Raw genomic sequence first — 19,727 nt, 5'->3', positions numbered from 1 at the left:
CTATGACCACCATCCCGTTGACTGAAATTACCGAACCCGCCGTCACGTGCTCAACCTGCGCGGCGTGCTGTTGCCAGCTCGAAGTGATGCTGATCACCGACACGGGTGTGCCCGAGCGTTTTATCGATACCGATGACTGGGGAGGCGAAGTGATGTTGCGCCTGGACGATGGCTGGTGTGCAGCCCTGGACCGCAACACCATGATGTGCACCATTTACGAAAAGCGTCCGCTGATTTGCCGCGAGTTCGAAATGGGTGAGGTTGAATGCCTCAACGAGCGTCAAGGCATTGCCACCGCGTATCGCTGAGGTTACAGCGGCATTGTGTAATGCAGGGCGTAGCTCTCAACCCCGTCATTGGTACTGGAAAGCCCGGCGTTGGAGTAATGCGTCGCACGAATCCCGACTTCATGACCGCCGTTGAAACGCAGGCCAACACCAATGCGGTCTTCAAACTGGAACGCGGTGCCCAGCTTTTGCTCTTCCACTTCGGTCTTGGAGAACAACGCCATGCCGATCCCCGCTTCGATATAAGGCTTCACCGTTTCGCCGGCAAATTCGTACACAAATACAGGGGAGAACGACAGACTGTTACTGCTGGATGACTTCTTGCCATCCCAGAACGTGTAAGCACCGTCCCAATAGCCGGTCAGGCGACCGACATCACTTTGTAGCCAACTCTTGTCCCAATCGGACTTCAACCCCAGGCGATAGGTCATGCTCGATTGGCTTGTATGCCCTACCCCAAACTCGATACCGGCCGCTTGTGCCGTGTAACTGTGCCCCAGAACCGTTGCTGCGAGAGCAGCCAAGCCTAAAAAGCGCTTCATAAGAAAATCCTATTTTCGTATGCATAGGTCATTTGTTGTGTGCCCCATCAGGCAGGCGTTATGAATCCGATCACAACGTGAAAGTTCAACCCATTTGAACGGACACACATTTCTTTACAGGCCGAAGCTTCGCACAACGCCAGACTTATTCCACAGCGCAGGCAGGATATTTCTCATCTGTTCAGGTAAGGCGCTTGTCCAAAACTGGGTTTCTTGAGCCGGCCCAGTGGCCAAAAGCCCACGTTCACGGAGTAAACGTTGCAATTGACGGGCGACAGCCGCACCGGTATCGATCAGGCAGATCGACGGCGCGAGCATCTGACTGAGCAGAGGCTTGAGGAAGGGATAGTGGGTACACCCCAGGATGATCGTGTCGCACCCGGCAGCCAGCAGCGGCTCGACATAGCCTTGCAACAGTGAGCGCAAGGCCTGGCTTTGCAGATCGCCGGTTTCGATCAATTCCACCAGCCCGGGACAAGGCTGGGTGATGACGCGGACATCATTGGCGAACCGGTCCAGCAAGGCGGCGAATTTGGCGCTCTGCAACGTGCCCGTGGTGGCCAGAACCCCCACGACGCCACTTCGGGTCGCGGCCGCAGCCGGCTTGACGGCAGGCTCCATGCCAACGATTGGCCAGTGCGGATAGCGTTGGCGCAAATCTGCCACACCCGCCACCGTGGCGGTATTGCAGGCCAACACGATGGCTTTGGCGCCCTGGTGCTGAAAGAAGTCGGCAATCACCGCACAACGCTGGCGGATAAATTCCGGGGATTTCTCTCCATACGGAATATGCCCACAATCACCGACGTACAGCAGCGACTCATTGGGCAGTAAGGCGTGAATCTCGTTGAGCACTGACAAGCCGCCGACACCCGAGTCGAAGACGCCAATCGGTGCTTCACTCATGGGCTGAACCGCACACGCTGCACGCCGGGTCACGCTTGACCCGCAGCTCGCGAAAACGCGTGCCGAGGGCATCAATCAACAGCAGTCGACCGACCAGCGGCTCACCAAAACCGGCCAGTAGCTTCAAGGCTTCAAGGGCTTGCAAACTGCCCACCAACCCCACCAGCGGGCCGATGACGCCGGCTTCGCTGCAGGTCAATTCATCTTCGCTGCCGTGCCCGTATAAACAGTGGTAACAGGGGCTGGAAGGCTGGCGCGAATCGAAGACCGATAACTGGCCTTCCAGGCGGATGGCAGCCCCGCTCACCAACGGCTTGCGCGCCGCCACACACGCTCGGTTCACGGCTTCACGGGTGCCAAAGTTGTCGCAACAGTCGAGCACCAGATCCACGGCGGCGACTGCATCGGCCAATGAGTCTTCGTCCAGCGCCGTACGGTGGGCAATCAGGGTGATCGCCGGGTTGATCGCGGTAAGCCGGGTCAGGGCCGAGTCGACCTTGCTCTCACCGACACTGGCCGTGTCGTGCAGGATCTGGCGTTGCAAGTTGGTGACGTCGACGCTGTCGAAGTCAGCCAGGTGCAACTCGCCCACCCCCGCCGCGGCCAGGTACAACGCCACCGGCGAGCCTAGCCCGCCGAGGCCGACGATCAATACACGGCTGTTTTTGAGGGCCAACTGCCCGGCGATATCGACCTGTTGCAACAGGATCTGTCGGCTATAGCGCAACAGTTCCTGATCGGTCAGCACGGCAGGCGACCCAACGTAATACGTTCGTGAGTGCCCAGGTCCTGGCGGCTTTCAACCTCAACGAATCCCACGCCCTGCAACAGGTCACGCACGGCAGGCGCCTGATCGTAACCATGCTCAAGCATCAACCAGCCCCCGGCATTCAGGTGGTGCGGGGCTGCGGCGACAATCTCACGAATGTCATCCAGCCCGTCAGCACCGGCGACCAGCGCACTTTCGGGCTCGAAACGCACGTCCCCTTCATCCAGATGCACATCCCCGGCCGCAATGTAAGGCGGGTTGCTGATGATCAAATCAAAACGGTGGCCTGCCAACGCGCTGAACCAATGGCTGTTGAGCACGGTGACATTATTCAATTCAAGGCGCTGCCGGTTGCGCTCTGCCAGCGCCACGGCTTCGAGGATGCGATCAACGGCCGTGACCTTCCAGGCCGGGCGTTCACTGGCCAGGGCCAAGGCGATGGCGCCGCTGCCGGTGCCCAGGTCCAGCACGCTGGCCGGGGTTGCAGGCAGCAATTGCAGGGCCGTCTCCACCAGCAGTTCGGTATCCGGACGCGGGATCAACGTGTGCGGGGCCACTTCCAGATCGAGGTTCCAGAAACCTTGCTGCCCCAGAATGTAGGCCACGGGTTCGCCCGCGCGGCGGCGCTGCAGGAAGTCGGCAAAGGTCAGTGCGGCTTCGCTGCTGACAATTTTCTCGGGCCATGTGTGCAGGTAACTGCGCGACTTGCCCAGGGCGGCTGCCAACAACAGCTCTGCATCCAGACGCGCCGTCGGCGAATCGGGCAATTGGGCGGCGCGCAACAAGCTGGCAATAATGGTCATTTATTCACCCAGGGCTGTCAGTTGATCAGCCTGATATTCCGCTAACAACGGTTCGATCACGGCTTCGACGCCGCCTGCGAGCACTTCATCCAGTGAGTACAACGTGAGGTTGACGCGATGGTCAGTCACTCGGCCTTGGGCAAAGTTGTAGGTGCGAATGCGCTCGGAACGATCTCCCGAACCCACCAACAGTTTGCGTTCACTGGCAATCGCGTTGGCGGCGGCGCTGGTTTGCTGGTCATTCAATTTAGCTGAAAGCCACGACATCGCCCGCGCACGGTTTTTATGCTGGGAGCGTTCTTCCTGGCACTCCACCACAATGCCCGACGGCAAGTGCGTGATGCGGATGGCGGAGTCGGTCTTGTTGACGTGCTGACCACCCGCGCCCGAAGAACGGTAGGTGTCGACGCGCAAATCGGCCGGGTTGATCTCGATCGCTTCTTGTTCGTCAGGCTCAGGCAATACCGCGACGGTGCAGGCCGAGGTGTGAATACGCCCTTGGGATTCAGTCGCCGGGACACGCTGAACACGGTGAACGCCCGACTCGAACTTCAGCTTGCCGTACACGCTCTCGCCTTCAACCCGCGCAATGACTTCTTTATAGCCGCCATGCTCACCGGGGTTTTCCGACAGGATTTCCAGCCTCCAGCCACGCCGTTCGGCATAACGGGAATACATGCGAAACAGATCGCCTGCAAAAATCGCGGCCTCATCGCCCCCGGTGCCCGCCCGGATTTCGAGGAAGACGTTGCGCCCATCGTTCGGGTCTTTGGGCAGCAACATGCGCTGCAGGTCACCTTCGAGCTCAATCAGTCGCTCTTTGGCTTCGCGCACTTCTTCGACAGCCATTTCACGCATGTCGGGGTCGCTGTCCTTGAGCAAGGCTTGAGCGCCTTCCAGGTCGCCCTGAACTTTCAGCCACTGGCCGTACGCGCCAACAATGGGCTCAACTTCTGCGTATTCCTTGGAATAAGCGCGGAATTTGGTTTGGTCGGAGATAACTTCGCCATCGCCAAGCAATGCGGTCAGTTCCTCAAAACGGTCCTGGAGGATGTCCAGCTTATTAAGCAATGACGCTTTCATTACGATTTTTTATCCGCAGAGCTATGCGATGAGCCCTCACCGAGGGCAAAAAGTTCTTGTGCCATGGCCAGCGCATCGAGGCGGCCTTCGGCGGACAGCTTTTTCAACTGCACGCTGGGCGCGTGCAGCAATTTATTGGTCAGACCGCGCGCCAATTGGGCCAGCACGTCTTCAGGGTTGCCGCCATTGGCCAGCATTTTCAACGCTTTTTGCAGCTCTTCATCGCGCAGGCGTTCGCCTTGCTGGCGGTAGGCCTTGAGCACATCCACGGCCGCCAGCTCACGCAAACGCACCATGAATTCTTCGGCGCCAATGCTGACCAGCTCTTCAGCGGCTTGAGCAGCGCCTTGGCGGCTCTTGAGGTTTTCAGCCACTACTTCATGCAAGTCGTCGACGGTGTAGAGGTAAACGTCGTCCAACTCGCCGACTTCTGGCTCGATATCGCGAGGAACAGCAATATCGACCATGAAGATGGGTTTGTGCTTGCGCAGCTTCAGCGCGCTTTCAACCGCGCCTTTACCGAGAATAGGCAACTGACTGGCCGTCGAGCTGATGACGATGTCGCTGTGCACCAACTCTTGAGGAATGTCCGACAACAACACGGCATGCGCGCCGAACTGTTCGGCCAACAGACTGGCACGCTCCAGCGTACGGTTAGCAACCACGATACGTTTGACCCCCAAGTCATGCAGGTGTCGGGCGACCAGGGTGATGGTTTCGCCAGCCCCTATCAACAAAGCCTGACTGCGCTGCAAGTCACTGAAAATCTGCTTGGCCAGGCTGACCGCGGCAAACGCCACGGAAACCGGGTTTTCGCCGATGGCCGTGTCGGTGCGCACTTGCTTGGCCGAGTTGAACGTGGCCTGAAACAGGCGCCCAAGCAGCGGCCCGACGGTGCCCGCCTCACGCGCCACCGCATACGCCGACTTCAACTGGCCGAGAATTTGCGGCTCGCCCAACACCAGTGAATCGAGGCCTGCGGCCACACGCATCATGTGACGAACGGCAGCATCGTCTTCATGGATGTAGGCGCAAGACTTCAATTCTTCAAGGTCGAGCTGATGGTAATCGGCCAGCCATTTCAGAACGGTATCGGCTGAAATCTGGTCTTGCTCTATATACAGCTCACTGCGATTGCAGGTTGAGAGGATCGCAGCTTCACGACTGTCGGTCAGTCGGCAGAGCTGCTGCAAGGCCTCAACCAACTGCTCCGGGGTAAAAGCCACGCGCTCGCGGACGTCTACTGAAGCAGTCTTGTGGTTAATACCGAGTGCGAGGAAGGCCATTCAAGATCGCTGATGATGACGAGAAGCCGGCAATTGTCCTACTTCGCCAGATTCAGAACAACCATTGCTGACTATTGTCTCTATAGTTAAGGTCTGTTGACGCCCAATTAGCCATCATCTGCATCCTGATATCGATAGTCGCAGCCGTTAGGTTTGCCCTTTCGCATGTGTCATGATGCCCCGACCGCAGGTAAGTCGCCCTTCTCTTATATGAATAGATCCTCCGCGTTGCTCCTTGCTCTTGTCTTCCTCAGTGGCTGCCAGGCCTTGGCTCCCACGTCGCCGGATGAATCGTCCGCGGTTGAAGACACCACTTCTGTGCCCGAAAAGCCAAAGGTCTACAGCTCTTTCAGCGAAGACACGCTGTATAGCCTGTTGAGTGCCGAACTGGCAGGGCAACGTAATCGTCTGGACATTGCGCTGGACAACTACGTGACCCAGGCCATCAATACTCAGGACCCGGGCATTTCCGAGCGCGCATTTCGCATCGCCGAGTACCTGGGCGCCGATCAGGCCGCACTCGACACGTCGCTGATCTGGGCCAAAAACGCACAGGACGACCTTGAAGCTCAACGCGCCGCCGCCATTCAGCTGGCGCGCAACGGCCGTTACGACGATTCCATCGTGTACATGGAAAAAGTCCTGCAAGCCAAGGGCGATACTCACTTCGACTTTTTAGCGTTGTCAGCCTCTGAATCAGACCCCGAAACCCGCAGCGGCATGTTGAAAAGTTTCAACAGCCTGCTCGCCCGGCATCCGGACAACGGTCAGCTGATTTTCGGTAAAGCGTTGCTCATGCAGCAGGATGGAGACGCCGAAGGCGCACTCAAGTTACTGGAGAACAATCCGCCGCAAGCTGGTGAAGTCGCCCCCGTGCTGTTGCGGGCCAGAATCCTGCAAAGCCTCAATCGCGGCGATGAAGCCCTGCCGCTACTGAAGAAAAGCATTCAGCAATACCCGCAAGACAAACGCCTGGCGCTCACCTACGCCCGCGCGCTGGTTGAGCAAAACCGCATGGATGAGGCGAAGGCGCAATTCGCCAGCCTGGTCCAGCAATACCCAGAAGACGACGAACTGCGCTTTTCTCTGGCGCTGGTGTGCCTCGAAGGCAAAGCCTGGGATGAAGCAGAAGGGTATTTGCAAACGCTGATCGAACGCGACAGCCATGTCGACGCGGCGCACTTGAACCTCGGGCGTATCGCTGAAGAGCGCAACGACCCCCAAGGCGCGTTGATCGAATACGCTCAAGTCGGCCCCGGCAATGACTACTTGCCCGCCCAACTGCGACAGGCCGACATCCTGATCAGCCACGGTCGCGGCACAGAAGCCTCTGCCAAATTGGCGGCGGCCCGCGACGAGCAACCCGATTACGCCATTCAGCTGTTTTTGATCGAAGCAGAAACGCTGAGTGCGAATAATCAGACAAACCGCGCATGGGATGTCCTTCAGCAAGCGCTGAAACAGTATCCGGATGACCTGAACTTGCTCTACTCGCGCGCCATGCTCGCCGAGAAGCGCAATGACCTGCCTCAACTGGAGAAGGACCTGCGTGCCATCATCGCCCGCGAACCTGACAATGCCATGGCATTGAACGCGCTGGGTTACACCCTGTCAGATCGGACAACACGTTACGCCGAAGCCAAAGCGCTGATTCAACAGGCTTATGACATCAACCCCGACGACCCTGCCGTGCTCGACAGCTTGGGCTGGGTCAATTACCGCCTCGGCAATTTGAATGAAGCCGAGCGGTTATTGCGTCAGGCGCTGGATCGCTTTGCGGACCAAGAAGTCGCCGCGCATTTGGGCGAAGTGCTATGGGCCAATGGCAAACAGCGTGAAGCCAGGCAAATCTGGGCCAAGTTCCTTAAAGACAACCCAGAAAGCCCTATCCTGCGCAAAACCGTTTTGCGCTTGACCGGATCCGAGACTCTTTAAATCATGCGTTATCGCACCCTGCGACACCTTATTGCCTTTAGCCTTATCGCCTTGCTGGCTGGCTGTTCCATGTTTGGCGCCCGTGAATCGGTCGAAGGCCATGGCAGCCCGGCATTGTGGTCAGCACATAAACAGCATTTGACCCAACTCGACGGTTGGCAGATCAACGGCAAAGTCGGCATCCGCGCCCCGAAAGACTCCGGCAGCGCCACGTTGTTCTGGCTGCAACGCCAGGATTATTACGACATTCGCTTGTCAGGCCCGCTAGGCCGTGGCGCTGCCCGCCTGACCGGGCGCCCGGGCAATGTCACACTGGAAGTGGCCAATCAGGGCCGCTACGAAGCCTCTTCTCCTGAAGAGTTGCTCGGCGAACAGCTGGGTTGGAGCCTGCCCGTGTCGCACCTGGTCTGGTGGGTTCGCGGCTTGCCGGCGCCGGGCAGCAAAAGCCGCGTTGCCTTGAATGCAGACAGCCGCCTGGGCCAACTGGAACAGGACGGCTGGAAAATCGAATACCTGAGTTACGTCGAGCAGAACGGCTTCTGGCTCCCTGAGCGCGTAAAACTGCACGGGAAAGATTTGGACGTCACCTTGGTGGTGAAAGATTGGCAACCCCGTCAGTTGGGACAATGACATGCAAAACGACCCACTGATTTTGCCCTCCCCGGCAAAATTGAATTTGATGCTGCACATTCTCGGCCGCCGTGAAGATGGCTATCACGAACTGCAAACGTTGTTTCAATTCCTCGACTATGGCGATGAAATGACGTTTTCAGTGCGAGAGGACGGTGAGATTCGTCTCCTCACTGAGTTTGCAGGCGTGCCGCACGATCACAACCTGATCGTGAAAGCGGCTCGACAACTTCAGGCGCAATCAGGTTGCACGCTGGGCATCGATATCCACATCAATAAAATTTTGCCCATGGGTGGCGGAATCGGCGGCGGAAGTTCGAATGCCGCCACCACATTACTGGGCCTCAATCATCTGTGGGGGCTGGGCTGGAGCGAGGATCAACTGGCGGCACTGGGGTTGAACCTGGGCGCGGATGTACCGGTTTTCGTTCGCGGGCATGCCGCTTTCGCCGAAGGGGTTGGCGAAAAACTGTCACCCGAATACCCGGAAGAACCGTGGTACGTCGTGCTCGTACCGCAAGTCTCTGTAAGCACAGCAGAAATTTTTTCGCATCCTTTGTTGACACGTAACTCTTTGCCCATTAAAGTGCGCCCCGTTCCCAAGGGAAACAGCCGAAACGACTGCGAAGCAGTAGTAACGGAGCTTTACCCAGATGTACGTAAGGCTTTGAATTTGTTAGGTAAATATACCGAAGCAAAATTAACTGGAACTGGAAGTTGTATATTTGGGGCCTTCCCAAACGAAGCAGATGCTGATAAAGTCCTGCACCTTCTTGCAGACACCCTTACAGGGTTTGTAGCGAAAGGAAGCAACGTTTCGATGTTGCATCGCAAGCTACAAGATCTGTCAAAGGAAACGGGTACACGGTACTCGTAGCAACAGATACAGGGGCGTCGCCAAGCGGTAAGGCAGCAGGTTTTGATCCTGCCATGCGTTGGTTCGAATCCAGCCGCCCCTGCCATTTCTTATACTCATCCAGGTTACCCTCAGCCTTCAGGTACTGCGCGTGTCCAAGATGATGGTCTTTACGGGGAACGCTAACCCCGATCTGGCTCGGCGTGTCGTACGTCAGCTGCATATCCCACTCGGTGACATTTCTGTCGGTAAGTTTTCCGACGGCGAGATTACCGCTGAGATTAATGAAAATGTCCGCGGTAAAGACGTTTTCATCATTCAGCCGACTTGTGCTCCGACCAACGATAACCTGATGGAACTCGTCGTGATGGCTGATGCCTTCCGCCGCTCCTCAGCGACTCGTATTACTGCTGTTATTCCTTACTTTGGTTATGCCCGTCAGGATCGCCGTCCGCGTTCCGCACGTGTGGCTATCAGCGCAAAAGTTGTGGCTGACATGCTTACCGTTGTCGGCATTGACCGTGTTCTCACGGTTGATTTGCATGCTGACCAAATCCAGGGTTTCTTCGATATTCCTGTAGATAACATCTATGGCTCCCCAGTTTTGGTGGATGACATCGAAGATCAGCGCTTTGAAAACCTAATGATCGTGTCCCCGGATATCGGCGGCGTCGTGCGTGCACGTGCTGTTGCCAAATCCCTGGGCGTTGATCTGGGTATCATCGACAAACGCCGTGAGAAAGCCAATCACTCGGAAGTGATGCATATCATTGGTGATGTCGAAGGGCGTACCTGCATTCTGGTTGATGACATGGTCGATACCGCCGGCACTCTGTGCCACGCGGCTAAAGCCTTGAAAGAGCATGGCGCTGCCAAAGTGTTCGCCTACTGCACACACCCTGTGCTGTCGGGTCGGGCAATCGAGAATATCGAAAATTCCATGCTGGATGAGCTGGTGGTGACTAACACCATTCCGCTGTCCGCTGCCGCACAAGCCTGTTCGCGTATCCGTCAACTGGATATCGCACCGGTTGTGGCTGAAGCGGTTCGCCGCATCAGCAACGAAGAATCGATCAGCGCGATGTTCCGATAAGGGCCCTGCCCTTCTCGAATGCCTCGTTGACGAAAAGCGCCCCGCCCCAACAGCCTGTTGGGGCGGGGCTTTTTTGCCCATACCGTCCATAGCGCTGGTCGCAAACGCTAGGCCGGATGTGGTTATTTTGGAGATACAACATGAACGAATTTACTCTGAATGCTGAAGTGCGTTCCGACCTGGGGAAAGGTGCGAGCCGCCGCCTGCGTCGTCTCGCAAGCCTGGTTCCAGCTGTCGTTTACGGTGGCGAAAAAGCCCCTGAATCCATCAGCCTGCTGGCTAAAGAAGTTGCCAAACTGCTCGAAAACGAAGCGGCTTACAGCCACGTTATCGAACTGACTGTTGGCGGCACCAAGCAAAACGTAATCATCAAAGCGCTGCAGCGTCACCCGGCCAAAGGCCACGTGATGCACGCTGACTTCGTACGCGTTGTTGCCGGTCAGAAGCTGACTGCAATCGTTCCAGTTCACTTCGTTGGTGAAGCTGCTCCGATCAAGAAAGGCGGCGAGATCTCGCACGTTGTTGCTGAAATCGAAGTTTCCTGCCTGCCAAAAGACCTGCCTGAATTCATCGAAGTTGACCTGGCTAACGCCGAAGTCGGCTCGATCATTCACCTGTCGGACATCACCGCTCCTAAAGGCGTTGAGTTCGTAGCACTGGCACACGGTAACGACCTGGCAGTAGCCAACGTTCACGCTCCACGTGTTGCACCAGAAGCTGAAGCAGAGTAATTCATTACTCTGTCTGGAGTTTTGAGGAACATCGCGAGCTAACACGCAGCGAGTAAAGCGGACAAGATCGCGAAGTTTACTCATGTAAACCCGCTTTTTTGTCCGTTTTCGCCGCTGCTGTCAGCGGCGATGTTATCCACAACTCCATAGAAGGGCCCTTGTCGTGACCGCCATAAAACTGATCGTTGGTCTGGGAAATCCAGGCACCGAATACGAACAGACCCGGCATAACGCAGGGGCCCTTTTTGTTGAGCGTCTCGCGTCCGCGCACGGGGTTAACCTCGTTGCAGACCGAAAGTATTTTGGCCTGACCGGTCGATTCAGCCATCAAGGTCAGGATGTTCGTCTGTTGATTCCCACCACCTATATGAACCGAAGCGGCCAGGCCGTTGCGGCGCTTGCCGGTTTCTTCCGGATTGCGCCGGAATCCATATTGGTGGCCCACGACGAACTCGATCTCCCGCCAGGTGTTGCCAAGCTCAAACTGGGCGGCGGCCATGGAGGTCACAACGGGCTGCGTGACATCATCGCGCAACTGGGGAACAACAATAATTTCTACCGTCTGCGGCTCGGCATTGGCCACCCAGGCGTCGCCAGCATGGTCTCCAATTTTGTCCTGGGTCGCGCGCCGCGCGCCGAACAGGAAAAACTGGATGCCAGCATCGATTTTGCCCTCGGCGTGCTGCCGGATATCCTCGCCGGGGAATGGAACCGTGCGATGAAAAACCTGCACAGCCAGAAGGCCTGACTCTACTCCTCGGGGAAAACACCATGGGATTCAATTGCGGCATCGTCGGCCTGCCTAACGTCGGTAAGTCCACCCTGTTCAACGCCCTGACCAAATCCGGTATTGCGGCTGAGAACTTCCCCTTCTGCACGATCGAACCGAACACCGGTATCGTGCCGATGCCCGATCCGCGTCTGGACGCGCTGGCTGCCATTGTGAACCCGGAGCGGGTGCTGCCGACCACCATGGAGTTCGTCGATATCGCGGGCCTGGTAGCTGGCGCCTCCAAAGGTGAAGGCCTGGGTAACAAGTTCCTGGCCAACATCCGTGAGACCGATGCCATCGCTCACGTAGTCCGCTGCTTTGAAGACGAAAACGTGATTCACGTTTCCAACAGCGTTGACCCGAAACGCGACATCGAAATCATCGACCTTGAACTGATCTTCGCTGACCTCGACAGCTGCGAAAAGCAGTTGCAGAAAGTGGCGCGCAACGCCAAAGGCGGCGACAAAGAAGCCGTGGCTCAAAAGGCTCTGCTGGAGCAGTTGATCGCCCACTTCACCGAAGGCAAACCAGCCCGCAGCCTGATCAAGAACATGTCGGCAGACGAAAAAGCCATCATCCGTGGCTTCCACCTGCTGACCACCAAGCCGGTTATGTACATCGCCAACGTCGCTGAAGACGGTTTCGAGAACAACCCGTTCCTCGACGTGGTCATGGGCATTGCCGAAGAAGAAGGCGCAATGGTCGTTCCGGTCTGCAACAAGATCGAAGCGGAAATCGCAGAACTGGAAGAAGGCGAAGAAAAGGACATGTTCCTGGAAGCGCTGGGCCTCGAAGAGCCGGGCTTGAACCGGGTTATTCGTGCCGGTTATCAGATGCTGAACCTGCAAACCTACTTCACGGCAGGTGTTAAAGAAGTACGCGCCTGGACTGTAAAAGTAGGTGCAACGGCCCCGCAAGCCGCCGCCGTGATTCACACCGACTTTGAAAAAGGCTTTATTCGCGCCGAAGTCATCGCCTACGACGATTTCATCCAGTACAAGGGTGAAGCCGGTGCCAAAACCGCTGGCAAATGGCGCCTGGAAGGCAAGGACTACATCGTTAAAGACGGTGACGTTCTGCACTTCCGCTTCAACGTGTAAACACCACACGTACAAAACCGCGCTCAGGCGCGGTTTTTTTTGGGCTCTGAGTTGGACGCCGGCACCGTGGCGCACGCTATCGGCGCGCGAAGGTCTATGGTTATCACCACCATTGTTCAACTTCAGGAGCCTGAATGATCGCCCGCCCCAATTTCCTGACTCGCTCTATCGATTCGCTGGTCGAAAAAATCAAAACCCGCTGGGCCTCCGGCTGGCGTGATGCGCTGGCCTCAGCCATTGCCGCCGCGCTGGCGTGGATTCTGGCGGTGCATTTCCTGGGACATGAACACCCGGTGTTTGCAGCCATCAGCGCTGTCGTGTGCCTGGCGCCCGGCCTGCCCAGTCATGGCAAACAGGCAGTAGGACTAATGGTCGGGGTGGCCACCGGGATCATCGTGGGGGAAGCCGCGCTTTGGCTGCCGGATGGCTATCCCCTGCTGCGGATCGGATTTGCCACGTTTTCCGCCATCGCCATTGCAGCCCTGTATGGCCTGGGCGCTGTCGTACCGATTCAAGCGGGCGTCTCGGCGGTGCTGATGCTGGCTGTGGGGCCGGAAAGCGCCGGTGTTGTGCGCATGATGGACGTGCTGGTGGGCGCGGGTGTCGGGCTGGTGTTCAGTCAGATCCTGCTGACCCCGAACCCCATCGGGATCATCGACAGCTCGGCAAAGGATTTGCTGGAAAAGCTGGCGAAAGGTTTCGGTAAAAGCCTGCAATCACTGGAAGAGAACGACGCCAACAAAGCCAAAAATGCCGTGCTGATCTTCTCGGCCGCCCATGACAGCCTGATTGCACTGGAAACCGGCATCAGCAGCGCCCGTAATACGGCGCGCTGGACGTTACGCGGGCGCTTTGTATCACGAGAAGTCAAAGACATTGCCAGCCGCTACGAACGCCATGCCGTGCGCCTGTACGCCAGCTCGCTGCTGTTCGCCGAGGCCTTTGCCGATGCCTTGCGCAAGGAACAGGGCCCGCCTCCAGCGTCATTGCACGAACGGTTGGCCAGTGTGGCATCAGGCTGCGCGGCCATCGCCAGCGACAACCAGCGCCCGGTATTGCTTCCCGTGGCGCCCAATGAAGTGGCCGATGCGGTGTCCGCGCCGTGGCAACTGTGCCTGCAACACATGAGCACGGTTGAAAGTGCCCTGCTCACGTTTGGCTTCACCACCCAAAACGACAAACCCACTGTTTAAGCGCTGAGGCTGTTTACCTGCGCGGATCAGACCTTTTTGGTCCGCGGCAGGAAAATCGCCAGCACACCCAGCAGCGGCAGGTATGAGCACAAGGTGTACACGTATTCGATACCGTGAATATCCGCCAGATGGCCCAACAGCGCCGCACCGATCCCGCCAAAACCAAACATCAGGCCAAAGAAGATACCGGCAATCATGCCCACATTGCCTGGCACCAATTCTTGCGCATACACCACAATCGCCGAGAACGCCGAGGCCAGTACAAAGCCGATGATGACGCTCAACACGCTGGTCCAGAACAAGTCCGCATAGGGCAGCAGTAAAGTGAACGGCGCTACACCCAGAATCGAGAACCAGATCACGGCTTTACGCCCGATGCGGTCGCCGATCGGCCCGCCAAAAAACGTACCGGCCGCCACCGCACCGAGGAACAGGAACAAGTACATCTGCGAATTGGCGATGGAGACGCCGAACTTCTCGATCAGGAAGAACGTGTAGTAGCTGGTCAGGCTCGCCATATAGAAATATTTGGAGAACACCAGCAGCCCAAGCACGACCAACGCGCTCAACACCCGATTTTTAGACAGCCCGTGGGTGGCCTTTTGCCCGGCTTTGAGCTTGAACAGGTTTAAGTGGCTGCGATACCAACGACTGATCGCATACAGCAAGCCAACGGCGAACAGCGCAAAGAGGCCAAACCAGGCCACATTGCCTTGCCCGAATGGAATGATGATCGATGCTGCCAGCAAAGGACCAAACGCAGAACCGGCATTACCGCCCACCTGAAACGTAGACTGTGCAAAACCGTAGCGCCCGCCTGAGGCCAGACGCGCCACCCGTGAAGCCTCGGGGTGGAAGGTCGACGAACCGATGCCCACCAGCGCGGCGGCCAAGAGGATCAAGGGAAAACTGCCGACCTGGGACAACATCAAAATCCCCACCAGCGTACACACCATGCCCGCAGGCAAGAGCAACGGGTTGGGATGGCGATCGGTGTAATAACCTACCCAGGGCTGTAACAGCGAGGCGGTCATTTGGAAGGTCAGGGTAATCAGGCCGATCTGGGTAAAGGTCAGGTCATATTTGGCCTTGAGCATCGGATAGATCGAAGGCAGAACGGCTTGAATCAAGTCATTGATCAGATGCGCCAACGCCACTGCACCGATAATGCGTAGCACCAACGGGCTGGTTTGAGGCGTTTGTGAGGCAGTCGTTGTTGTTGTTTGAGTGTTGCTAAGGGCCATGAGACTTTCCGTACATCAGGTGAATGCGCACGTGCAGGTCGGTCAATGTGCCATTTTTTAACAGGATATTGCCATCCAAACGCCGTAAATCCTTAAGCGGTTGATTGAACAAAGATTTTTTTAAGATATTTGCTTGACACATGCCCGGCTCGAAGGAATAATGCGCGCCATTGGCTACATAGCTCAGTTGGTTAGAGCATAGCATTCATAATGCTGGGGTCCGGGGTTCAAGTCCCTGTGTAGCCACCAAACGCTTGTTTACAGATGTCTCCTTGAGTCTATAAACAGTACAAGAAGCCCGCCTAGTGCGGGCTTTCTTGTGTCTGGGGGTTTCTTCTTGTCTCTCTCCATACCTCCCCCTCCGTGCATCCCCCGTGTTCCTCCTTCGTTACGAACTCGAATCAACGTGACACCCGCCAATCCAGCGCAACCCATTCAAAAAACCTACGCAGCACAATCGCTACTCCATCAGCGCTAACCGCTTTCTGGCCTGATAAGGCCCCTTGAATAACGTGCCCGACGCTATCGCACATGCCCCCACCGCACTGGCGAGCCCCAAGCAGCCTCGTGCTCTGCGAGGTGAGGTTTTCGCCTCTGCATAAAAAGATTGCCGATGGATTGTCAGTTGATTTTTTTCAGCCTATCTTGAATAAAACCTATACAAGGCGATCGTCCTTGTACAAGTATTTAGATGGGGCTTGATACTGACCCGCAAGGCCGACGCAGAACCCTCTACCAGGACTGCCCACCGAACGCACCCATGGCGCGATGCTTCGCACGCGTGAGCCGCGTGCTTCAGGGAGAAAGACAATGAAACGATTACTGCTGTTACTGGCGCTGGCCCTCAGCATCACCAGCTGTACCGGTGTGGATGTCGCCCGGTATGCAGATCAACAACCGACGTTGAATCTGGAGCAGTATTTCAGCCAGCCCGTCAAAGCCTGGGGGATGTTTCAAAAGCGCAGCGGTGAGGTGGTCAAGCGTTTCGAGGTCAATATCGTCAGCCGTCGCGAGGGCAACAACCTGATTCTCGACGAGCGCTTCCTCTACAGCGACGGCACCCGCCAGCGCCGCGTCTGGACCCTCACGCCCGAGGGCCAGGGACGCTGGAGCGGCCGCGCCGAGGATGTGGTGGGTATCGCCAAGGGCCAAGTCGCCGGAAACACGTTGCACTGGCGGTACCGTCTGAACCTGCCGGTCGATGATTCGACCTACGAAATGAGCATGGACGACTGGATGTACTTGATGGACGAAGACACGTTAATCAACCGCACCCGTATGTCCAAGTTCGGGGTTGAGGTGGGTCAGGTGACGATATTCTTCCGCCGTCAGGGCGCCGGGGTGAGCCAATGAACCACGTCGTGACCATGACCTCCCTCGACGACGGCTATCGCGCGCTGGTGATCGGCGCCAGCGGCGCCCTCGGCACGGCGTTTTGCGAACTCCTGAGGCAGGATCCGCGCTGCGCCGGGGTTCGTGCGCTAGGGCGCCGTACCGTGCCCGAGCTGGACCTTGAACGCCCCGAAACGATTGCCAGCGCCGCCACCGAACTGGCAGCCGAAGCGCCGTATCACCTGATCGTACACGCGGCCGGCCTGCTCCATCGCGAGGGGATCAAACCGGAAAAAAGCATCAGCGCCCTCGAACCCGAGGCGCTGCAGGCTGTGTTTCAAGTCAACACGCTGGGGCCGGCCATCGTGTTGCGCGACTTTCTACCACTGCTCGCACCGCGCGGCGCCATGGCGATGCTCTCGGCAAAGGTCGGGAGCATTGGCGACAACCGTTTGGGCGGCTGGTACGCCTACCGTGCGTCCAAGGCCGCGCTGAACATGCTGATCAAGACTGCCGCCATCGAACTGGCGCGCACTCGTCCGCACAGCCGCTTGCTGAGCCTGCACCCGGGCACGGTGGTGTCGGGGCTGTCGCATCCTTTCCGCGTCGCCGACAGCGCCCGTCCCGCAGACGTTGCCGCGGCGCGATTACTGACCTTGATTGACCAGTTGACACCGGCCGACAGTGGCCATTTCTTTGCTTACGATGGACAACGCCTGCCCTGGTAGGCAAGGAGTGAAGCATGAACCTGCACACCCTCACCCAACATGCGGCCAACAGCGAAATACGCGAGCTGGAGCTGCTGTCACTCGAAGGTGGTGTTTATCTGGCACGGATCCGCCTGGATCACGGCCAGTTCACCTTGCTTGACGAGGCGGCCCAGCCGATGCACCTGCGCTCAATCCCCCACCTGCGGGAGGTGCTGCACACCGTGCCGGTATTCCCGTGCGTGCTGGTGCAGCACTGCGTGCACGACGAAATGTGCGGCCGCGATACTGGGCCTGTCGGGGAGCTGCGCATCCCGTTTTCGCTTTCCACGCCGGTGTGAAGGCGAAGTCGACGCGCGTGAGCGGATGAGCGTTTCTCGCTGGTTTGGGCGATCGCTTGCCCTTGGACCTCAGAGGTGACCGTCGCGTCAAACCCCTGTTGATAAAGACCGTGTACCCGTACCGAAAAATGGCTTGCCGCATGGCCAGCCATTTTTTTTGCCTGGGGCAAATCCCCCGCCTCAATCGCCCGCCACGGCCTTTTAAGAATCGTCTGATTAAAGCCCGGCTGTAGCCAAAGGCGCCAGCGGTGCAAAAGTCATGAACAGCCAAGGCACGACCATTGATGATTCGGGTTATGCCCTGGTGCCAGCCCTCACGCCTTACCGCTACAACACCGTGGCCATCACCCCGGAAGGCATGAACCAGAAAACCGAACTCGACGATGGCCAGCGCCGGGTGGCGCCGTACGCCGGTGCCGCGGTCAAGATCACGTTCAAGACCCGCAGCGGCAACGCCCTGCTGGTCAAGGCCCTGCTGCCCGACAACCAGGCCGTACCGATGGGCGCGGATGTACTCGATGAAACCGGTAGCGTGATCGGCATGGTGGGTCAGGGCAGCCAGGCCTACTTGCGCAGCGAGAAGCCAGCAGGCGCCTTGACCTTGCGCTGGGGCGATCGCCCTGAAGAGCAATGCGCCCTGCACTACGACGTCTCCGGACGCGATCTGGACCAGCCCTTGCTGCGTGTGACCAGCGACTGCCGCCCAGTGGATTCATCGCGTTAATCACCCCGAAAATCGAGGCTTTCTTATGTTCACCTTACGCCCACGATTGAATCAGTTACTGCTGCTGGCGCTGACACTCGGCTTGCTTCCCACGGCTGAAGCCACGTGCCGACGGGTCTACAACGGCATCACCGTGCTTGACCCTTACTCGGCGCAAATCAACTTTGGCCGGGTCAACCTCACCAGCACCTACCTGCAACCGGTAGGGACGCCGCTGGGCACGACGATTGTCGACAGCGCCACCGCCACGGGCCTCAACAGCGAGACGGTGCTGTGGGAATGCGACCTGGCGGACAAGGACGAGCTGTATGAAGTGTTTGCCACCAACGGCGATGACCGGGTCGGTGGCTACTGGGAAATCGGCAACGGCGCCGGTACCGCGACCAATGACGGGTTGCCCGGCTACTACGCCACCTACTTCCCCTATGTCGGGCTCAAGCTGACGCACCTCAACTCCGGCAAAGTGTTCACCCGCTACTGGCAGCAAAGCAAAATCACCCAATACGACGTGGTCGGCACCAAGCTGCAAATCAAACCCAAGCACCTGAGCATGGTGCAAGCGGATCTGGCCCGCGTTTCCAGCCTGCCGCCCACATCCGGCAGCGGCAGTAACTTTTGCGGCGGCATGGCGGCTGCCAGTGGCAGCGGCACCTACAGCTACACCTGCACCCAGCCCAATGGCTATGTGCAATTTCAGGGGCCTGGCTATAAGTCCGACACCGTGGGCACCGACTCCAATACCCATTATTACTTCTGGGGCCAGTACAACGGCATCGGCTTTGGCATGCGCAGCGCGGCCTCCATCAGCTACACCGCCACCTGCGTCGCGCGCAATGTCACGCCGCTGGTGGTGTTCCCGCCGGTCACGGCCCAGGAACTGAACGACAACATGACCCGCGAAAGCGATTTCAGCATCGAGATTGAATGCAGCGATCAGGCGGTGTCGGGGGTCAACACCAATCAGACCGCGCTGGGCGTGCAAGTCTCTTCAGCTGCGTATGCCAAGGCCGTGGAGCTGGGTTTGCTGACGCGCAGGTCATCCAGTTCGCGGGACGTTTGCCACAGGCTCCACGAATGGGCGCCCTGTCCCAACACCAGCTGGAACTCGTCGCTGTCTGCTTGCGCTTCAGGGGGGGCGGATCTGGTGTTGCGCACCGCCGACAGGCTCAGGTTCTTGAGGAGAATTTCATGGCCGGTAAAAAAGCGCTGGGCTTCGAGAATGGCGCCGCTCATATAGCCGCGACGCTTGGATATCTCCCGGTCGAAGCTGGAATTCACATAGACATAGAGCCCGCCGAACAACGAAAGCAGCAACGCCACGAAAAAAGAACGCAGCAACGTACGCGCTGCGATTGAGGTCGAGAACGAGGCATCTAACGGACGGAAAAACTGT

General features: G+C 57.8%; 21 protein-coding genes, 2 tRNA genes and 1 pseudogene. 17 read left to right on the top strand and 7 right to left on the bottom strand.

Features of this window, described 5'->3' with window-relative positions:
* Positions 1 to 2 precede the first annotated feature (2 nt).
* A complete protein-coding gene (locus V6F78_RS18650; protein WP_047273326.1) occupies positions 3 to 308 on the top strand; it encodes a YkgJ family cysteine cluster protein in 306 nt (101 codons plus the stop codon).
* A 2-nt stretch (positions 309 to 310) separates the two neighbouring features.
* Here V6F78_RS18650 and V6F78_RS18645 read toward each other — a convergent pair whose 3' ends face one another.
* The 6 genes from V6F78_RS18645 to hemA all read right to left on the bottom strand — a co-directional run bounded on the left by V6F78_RS18645 (position 311) and on the right by hemA (position 5,676).
* Entirely contained in the window at positions 311 to 829 is a 519-nt protein-coding gene (locus V6F78_RS18645) for an acyloxyacyl hydrolase (RefSeq protein ID WP_047273325.1), read from the bottom strand.
* A 114-nt stretch (positions 830 to 943) separates the two neighbouring features.
* Positions 944 to 1,735: a glutamate racemase gene (gene murI, locus V6F78_RS18640; RefSeq protein WP_332727995.1), complete on the bottom strand. Its 792-nt coding sequence runs from the start codon at positions 1,733 to 1,735 to the stop codon at positions 944 to 946.
* On the bottom strand, positions 1,728 to 2,483 hold the full coding sequence (locus V6F78_RS18635; protein ID WP_047275363.1) for a molybdopterin-synthase adenylyltransferase MoeB: 756 nt from the start codon (positions 2,481 to 2,483) through the stop codon (positions 1,728 to 1,730). Before V6F78_RS18635 ends, murI begins: the two co-directional genes overlap by 8 nt.
* The gene (gene prmC / locus V6F78_RS18630; RefSeq protein WP_047292247.1) at positions 2,477 to 3,307 is read right to left on the bottom strand and encodes a peptide chain release factor N(5)-glutamine methyltransferase; all 831 of its coding nucleotides are present in this window, start codon (positions 3,305 to 3,307) and stop codon (positions 2,477 to 2,479) included. Before prmC ends, V6F78_RS18635 begins: the two co-directional genes overlap by 7 nt.
* Positions 3,308 to 4,390, bottom strand: a complete 1,083-nt coding sequence (gene prfA, locus V6F78_RS18625) for a peptide chain release factor 1 (protein WP_332727994.1) — start codon at positions 4,388 to 4,390, stop codon at positions 3,308 to 3,310. It abuts the gene before it with no gap.
* Positions 4,390 to 5,676: a glutamyl-tRNA reductase gene (hemA, locus tag V6F78_RS18620; protein ID WP_047273320.1), complete on the bottom strand. Its 1,287-nt coding sequence runs from the start codon at positions 5,674 to 5,676 to the stop codon at positions 4,390 to 4,392. The genes prfA and hemA overlap by 1 nt, the downstream gene beginning before the upstream one ends.
* A 210-nt stretch (positions 5,677 to 5,886) precedes the next feature.
* Between hemA and V6F78_RS18615 the strand changes: the two genes are divergently transcribed.
* The 9 genes from V6F78_RS18615 to V6F78_RS18575 all read left to right on the top strand — a co-directional run bounded on the left by V6F78_RS18615 (position 5,887) and on the right by V6F78_RS18575 (position 13,986).
* The gene (locus V6F78_RS18615; RefSeq protein WP_332727993.1) at positions 5,887 to 7,611 is read left to right on the top strand and encodes a tetratricopeptide repeat protein; all 1,725 of its coding nucleotides are present in this window, start codon (positions 5,887 to 5,889) and stop codon (positions 7,609 to 7,611) included.
* 3 nt (positions 7,612 to 7,614) lie between these two features.
* Positions 7,615 to 8,241 carry a lipoprotein insertase outer membrane protein LolB gene (gene lolB / locus V6F78_RS18610; protein WP_047275357.1) on the top strand — a complete coding sequence of 209 codons (627 nt, stop codon included), beginning with the start codon at positions 7,615 to 7,617 and terminating at the stop codon, positions 8,239 to 8,241.
* A gap of 1 nt (position 8,242) precedes the next feature.
* A complete protein-coding gene (gene ispE, locus V6F78_RS18605; RefSeq protein ID WP_047280023.1) occupies positions 8,243 to 9,118 on the top strand; it encodes a 4-(cytidine 5'-diphospho)-2-C-methyl-D-erythritol kinase in 876 nt (291 codons plus the stop codon).
* 10 nt (positions 9,119 to 9,128) lie between these two features.
* Positions 9,129 to 9,203 (top strand) — tRNA-Gln (locus V6F78_RS18600).
* 45 nt (positions 9,204 to 9,248) lie between these two features.
* A complete protein-coding gene (locus V6F78_RS18595; RefSeq protein WP_003208392.1) occupies positions 9,249 to 10,190 on the top strand; it encodes a ribose-phosphate pyrophosphokinase in 942 nt (313 codons plus the stop codon).
* A 140-nt stretch (positions 10,191 to 10,330) separates the two neighbouring features.
* Positions 10,331 to 10,921, top strand: a complete 591-nt coding sequence (locus tag V6F78_RS18590; protein WP_047273316.1) for a 50S ribosomal protein L25/general stress protein Ctc — start codon at positions 10,331 to 10,333, stop codon at positions 10,919 to 10,921.
* 163 nt (positions 10,922 to 11,084) lie between these two features.
* Positions 11,085 to 11,669, top strand: a complete 585-nt coding sequence (gene pth / locus V6F78_RS18585) for an aminoacyl-tRNA hydrolase (protein WP_047273315.1) — start codon at positions 11,085 to 11,087, stop codon at positions 11,667 to 11,669.
* Positions 11,670 to 11,692: 23 nt separating this feature from the next.
* Complete coding sequence (gene ychF / locus V6F78_RS18580) at positions 11,693 to 12,793, top strand: redox-regulated ATPase YchF (protein ID WP_047292240.1); 1,101 nt, start codon at positions 11,693 to 11,695, stop codon at positions 12,791 to 12,793.
* A gap of 134 nt (positions 12,794 to 12,927) precedes the next feature.
* Complete coding sequence (locus V6F78_RS18575) at positions 12,928 to 13,986, top strand: FUSC family protein (protein WP_047273313.1); 1,059 nt, start codon at positions 12,928 to 12,930, stop codon at positions 13,984 to 13,986.
* A 26-nt stretch (positions 13,987 to 14,012) separates the two neighbouring features.
* On the opposite strand, the gene V6F78_RS18570 is transcribed toward V6F78_RS18575, so the two are convergent.
* On the bottom strand, positions 14,013 to 15,230 hold the full coding sequence (locus V6F78_RS18570; RefSeq protein ID WP_047292239.1) for an MFS transporter: 1,218 nt from the start codon (positions 15,228 to 15,230) through the stop codon (positions 14,013 to 14,015).
* 172 nt (positions 15,231 to 15,402) lie between these two features.
* On the opposite strand from V6F78_RS18570, the gene V6F78_RS18565 reads away from it, so the two are divergent.
* From V6F78_RS18565 to V6F78_RS18535, 7 genes and pseudogenes are all read left to right on the top strand, one after another.
* Positions 15,403 to 15,479, top strand: a tRNA-Met gene (locus V6F78_RS18565).
* 561 nt (positions 15,480 to 16,040) lie between these two features.
* Complete coding sequence (locus V6F78_RS18560) at positions 16,041 to 16,583, top strand: DUF3833 domain-containing protein (protein WP_047292238.1); 543 nt, start codon at positions 16,041 to 16,043, stop codon at positions 16,581 to 16,583.
* Positions 16,580 to 17,290: an SDR family NAD(P)-dependent oxidoreductase gene (locus V6F78_RS18555; protein WP_332727992.1), complete on the top strand. Its 711-nt coding sequence runs from the start codon at positions 16,580 to 16,582 to the stop codon at positions 17,288 to 17,290. Before V6F78_RS18560 ends, V6F78_RS18555 begins: the two co-directional genes overlap by 4 nt.
* 14 nt (positions 17,291 to 17,304) lie before the next feature.
* Positions 17,305 to 17,610, top strand: coding sequence for a DUF6482 family protein (locus V6F78_RS18550; RefSeq protein WP_047292236.1), 306 nt, complete (start codon positions 17,305 to 17,307; stop codon positions 17,608 to 17,610).
* A 244-nt stretch (positions 17,611 to 17,854) separates the two neighbouring features.
* Positions 17,855 to 18,034: pseudogene (locus V6F78_RS18545) on the top strand (fimbria/pilus outer membrane usher protein); the annotation flags it as partial.
* Positions 18,008 to 18,334, top strand: a complete 327-nt coding sequence (locus V6F78_RS18540; RefSeq protein ID WP_257011155.1) for a FimD/PapC C-terminal domain-containing protein — start codon at positions 18,008 to 18,010, stop codon at positions 18,332 to 18,334. The pseudogene V6F78_RS18545 and the gene V6F78_RS18540, both read left to right, overlap by 27 nt.
* A gap of 25 nt (positions 18,335 to 18,359) precedes the next feature.
* Positions 18,360 to 19,571 (top strand): fimbrial protein, encoded by a 1,212-nt coding sequence (locus tag V6F78_RS18535; protein ID WP_257011153.1) that lies wholly within the window; start codon positions 18,360 to 18,362, stop codon positions 19,569 to 19,571.
* The last annotated feature ends 156 nt before the right edge of the window (positions 19,572 to 19,727 follow it).

The organism is Pseudomonas sp. ESBL9 (genome assembly GCF_036668715.1).
Lineage (GTDB): Bacteria > Pseudomonadota > Gammaproteobacteria > Pseudomonadales > Pseudomonadaceae > Aquipseudomonas > Aquipseudomonas lundensis.
Note: the sequence above shows the minus strand (reverse complement) of the source record. Positions and strands in the feature narration are given on the sequence as shown.

What these genes read in the sequence shown, in the direction of transcription:
- ychF (WP_047292240.1), top strand. Translation starts at nt 11,693, where the DNA reads ATGGGATTCAATTGCGGCATCGTCGGCCTGCCTAACGTCGGTAAGTCC.
- V6F78_RS18575 (WP_047273313.1), top strand. Translation starts at nt 12,928, where the DNA reads ATGATCGCCCGCCCCAATTTCCTGACTCGCTCTATCGATTCGCTGGTC.
- V6F78_RS18570 (WP_047292239.1), bottom strand. Translation starts at nt 15,230, where the DNA reads ATGGCCCTTAGCAACACTCAAACAACAACAACGACTGCCTCACAAACG.
- V6F78_RS18615 (WP_332727993.1), top strand. Translation starts at nt 5,887, where the DNA reads ATGAATAGATCCTCCGCGTTGCTCCTTGCTCTTGTCTTCCTCAGTGGC.
- V6F78_RS18650 (WP_047273326.1), top strand. Translation starts at nt 3, where the DNA reads ATGACCACCATCCCGTTGACTGAAATTACCGAACCCGCCGTCACGTGC.
- lolB (WP_047275357.1), top strand. Translation starts at nt 7,615, where the DNA reads ATGCGTTATCGCACCCTGCGACACCTTATTGCCTTTAGCCTTATCGCC.
- ispE (WP_047280023.1), top strand. Translation starts at nt 8,243, where the DNA reads ATGCAAAACGACCCACTGATTTTGCCCTCCCCGGCAAAATTGAATTTG.
- V6F78_RS18560 (WP_047292238.1), top strand. Translation starts at nt 16,041, where the DNA reads ATGAAACGATTACTGCTGTTACTGGCGCTGGCCCTCAGCATCACCAGC.
- V6F78_RS18645 (WP_047273325.1), bottom strand. Translation starts at nt 829, where the DNA reads ATGAAGCGCTTTTTAGGCTTGGCTGCTCTCGCAGCAACGGTTCTGGGG.
- V6F78_RS18550 (WP_047292236.1), top strand. Translation starts at nt 17,305, where the DNA reads ATGAACCTGCACACCCTCACCCAACATGCGGCCAACAGCGAAATACGC.
- V6F78_RS18555 (WP_332727992.1), top strand. Translation starts at nt 16,580, where the DNA reads ATGAACCACGTCGTGACCATGACCTCCCTCGACGACGGCTATCGCGCG.
- V6F78_RS18590 (WP_047273316.1), top strand. Translation starts at nt 10,331, where the DNA reads ATGAACGAATTTACTCTGAATGCTGAAGTGCGTTCCGACCTGGGGAAA.
- V6F78_RS18535 (WP_257011153.1), top strand. Translation starts at nt 18,360, where the DNA reads ATGTTCACCTTACGCCCACGATTGAATCAGTTACTGCTGCTGGCGCTG.
- prfA (WP_332727994.1), bottom strand. Translation starts at nt 4,390, where the DNA reads ATGAAAGCGTCATTGCTTAATAAGCTGGACATCCTCCAGGACCGTTTT.
- hemA (WP_047273320.1), bottom strand. Translation starts at nt 5,676, where the DNA reads ATGGCCTTCCTCGCACTCGGTATTAACCACAAGACTGCTTCAGTAGAC.
- prmC (WP_047292247.1), bottom strand. Translation starts at nt 3,307, where the DNA reads ATGACCATTATTGCCAGCTTGTTGCGCGCCGCCCAATTGCCCGATTCG.
- murI (WP_332727995.1), bottom strand. Translation starts at nt 1,735, where the DNA reads ATGAGTGAAGCACCGATTGGCGTCTTCGACTCGGGTGTCGGCGGCTTG.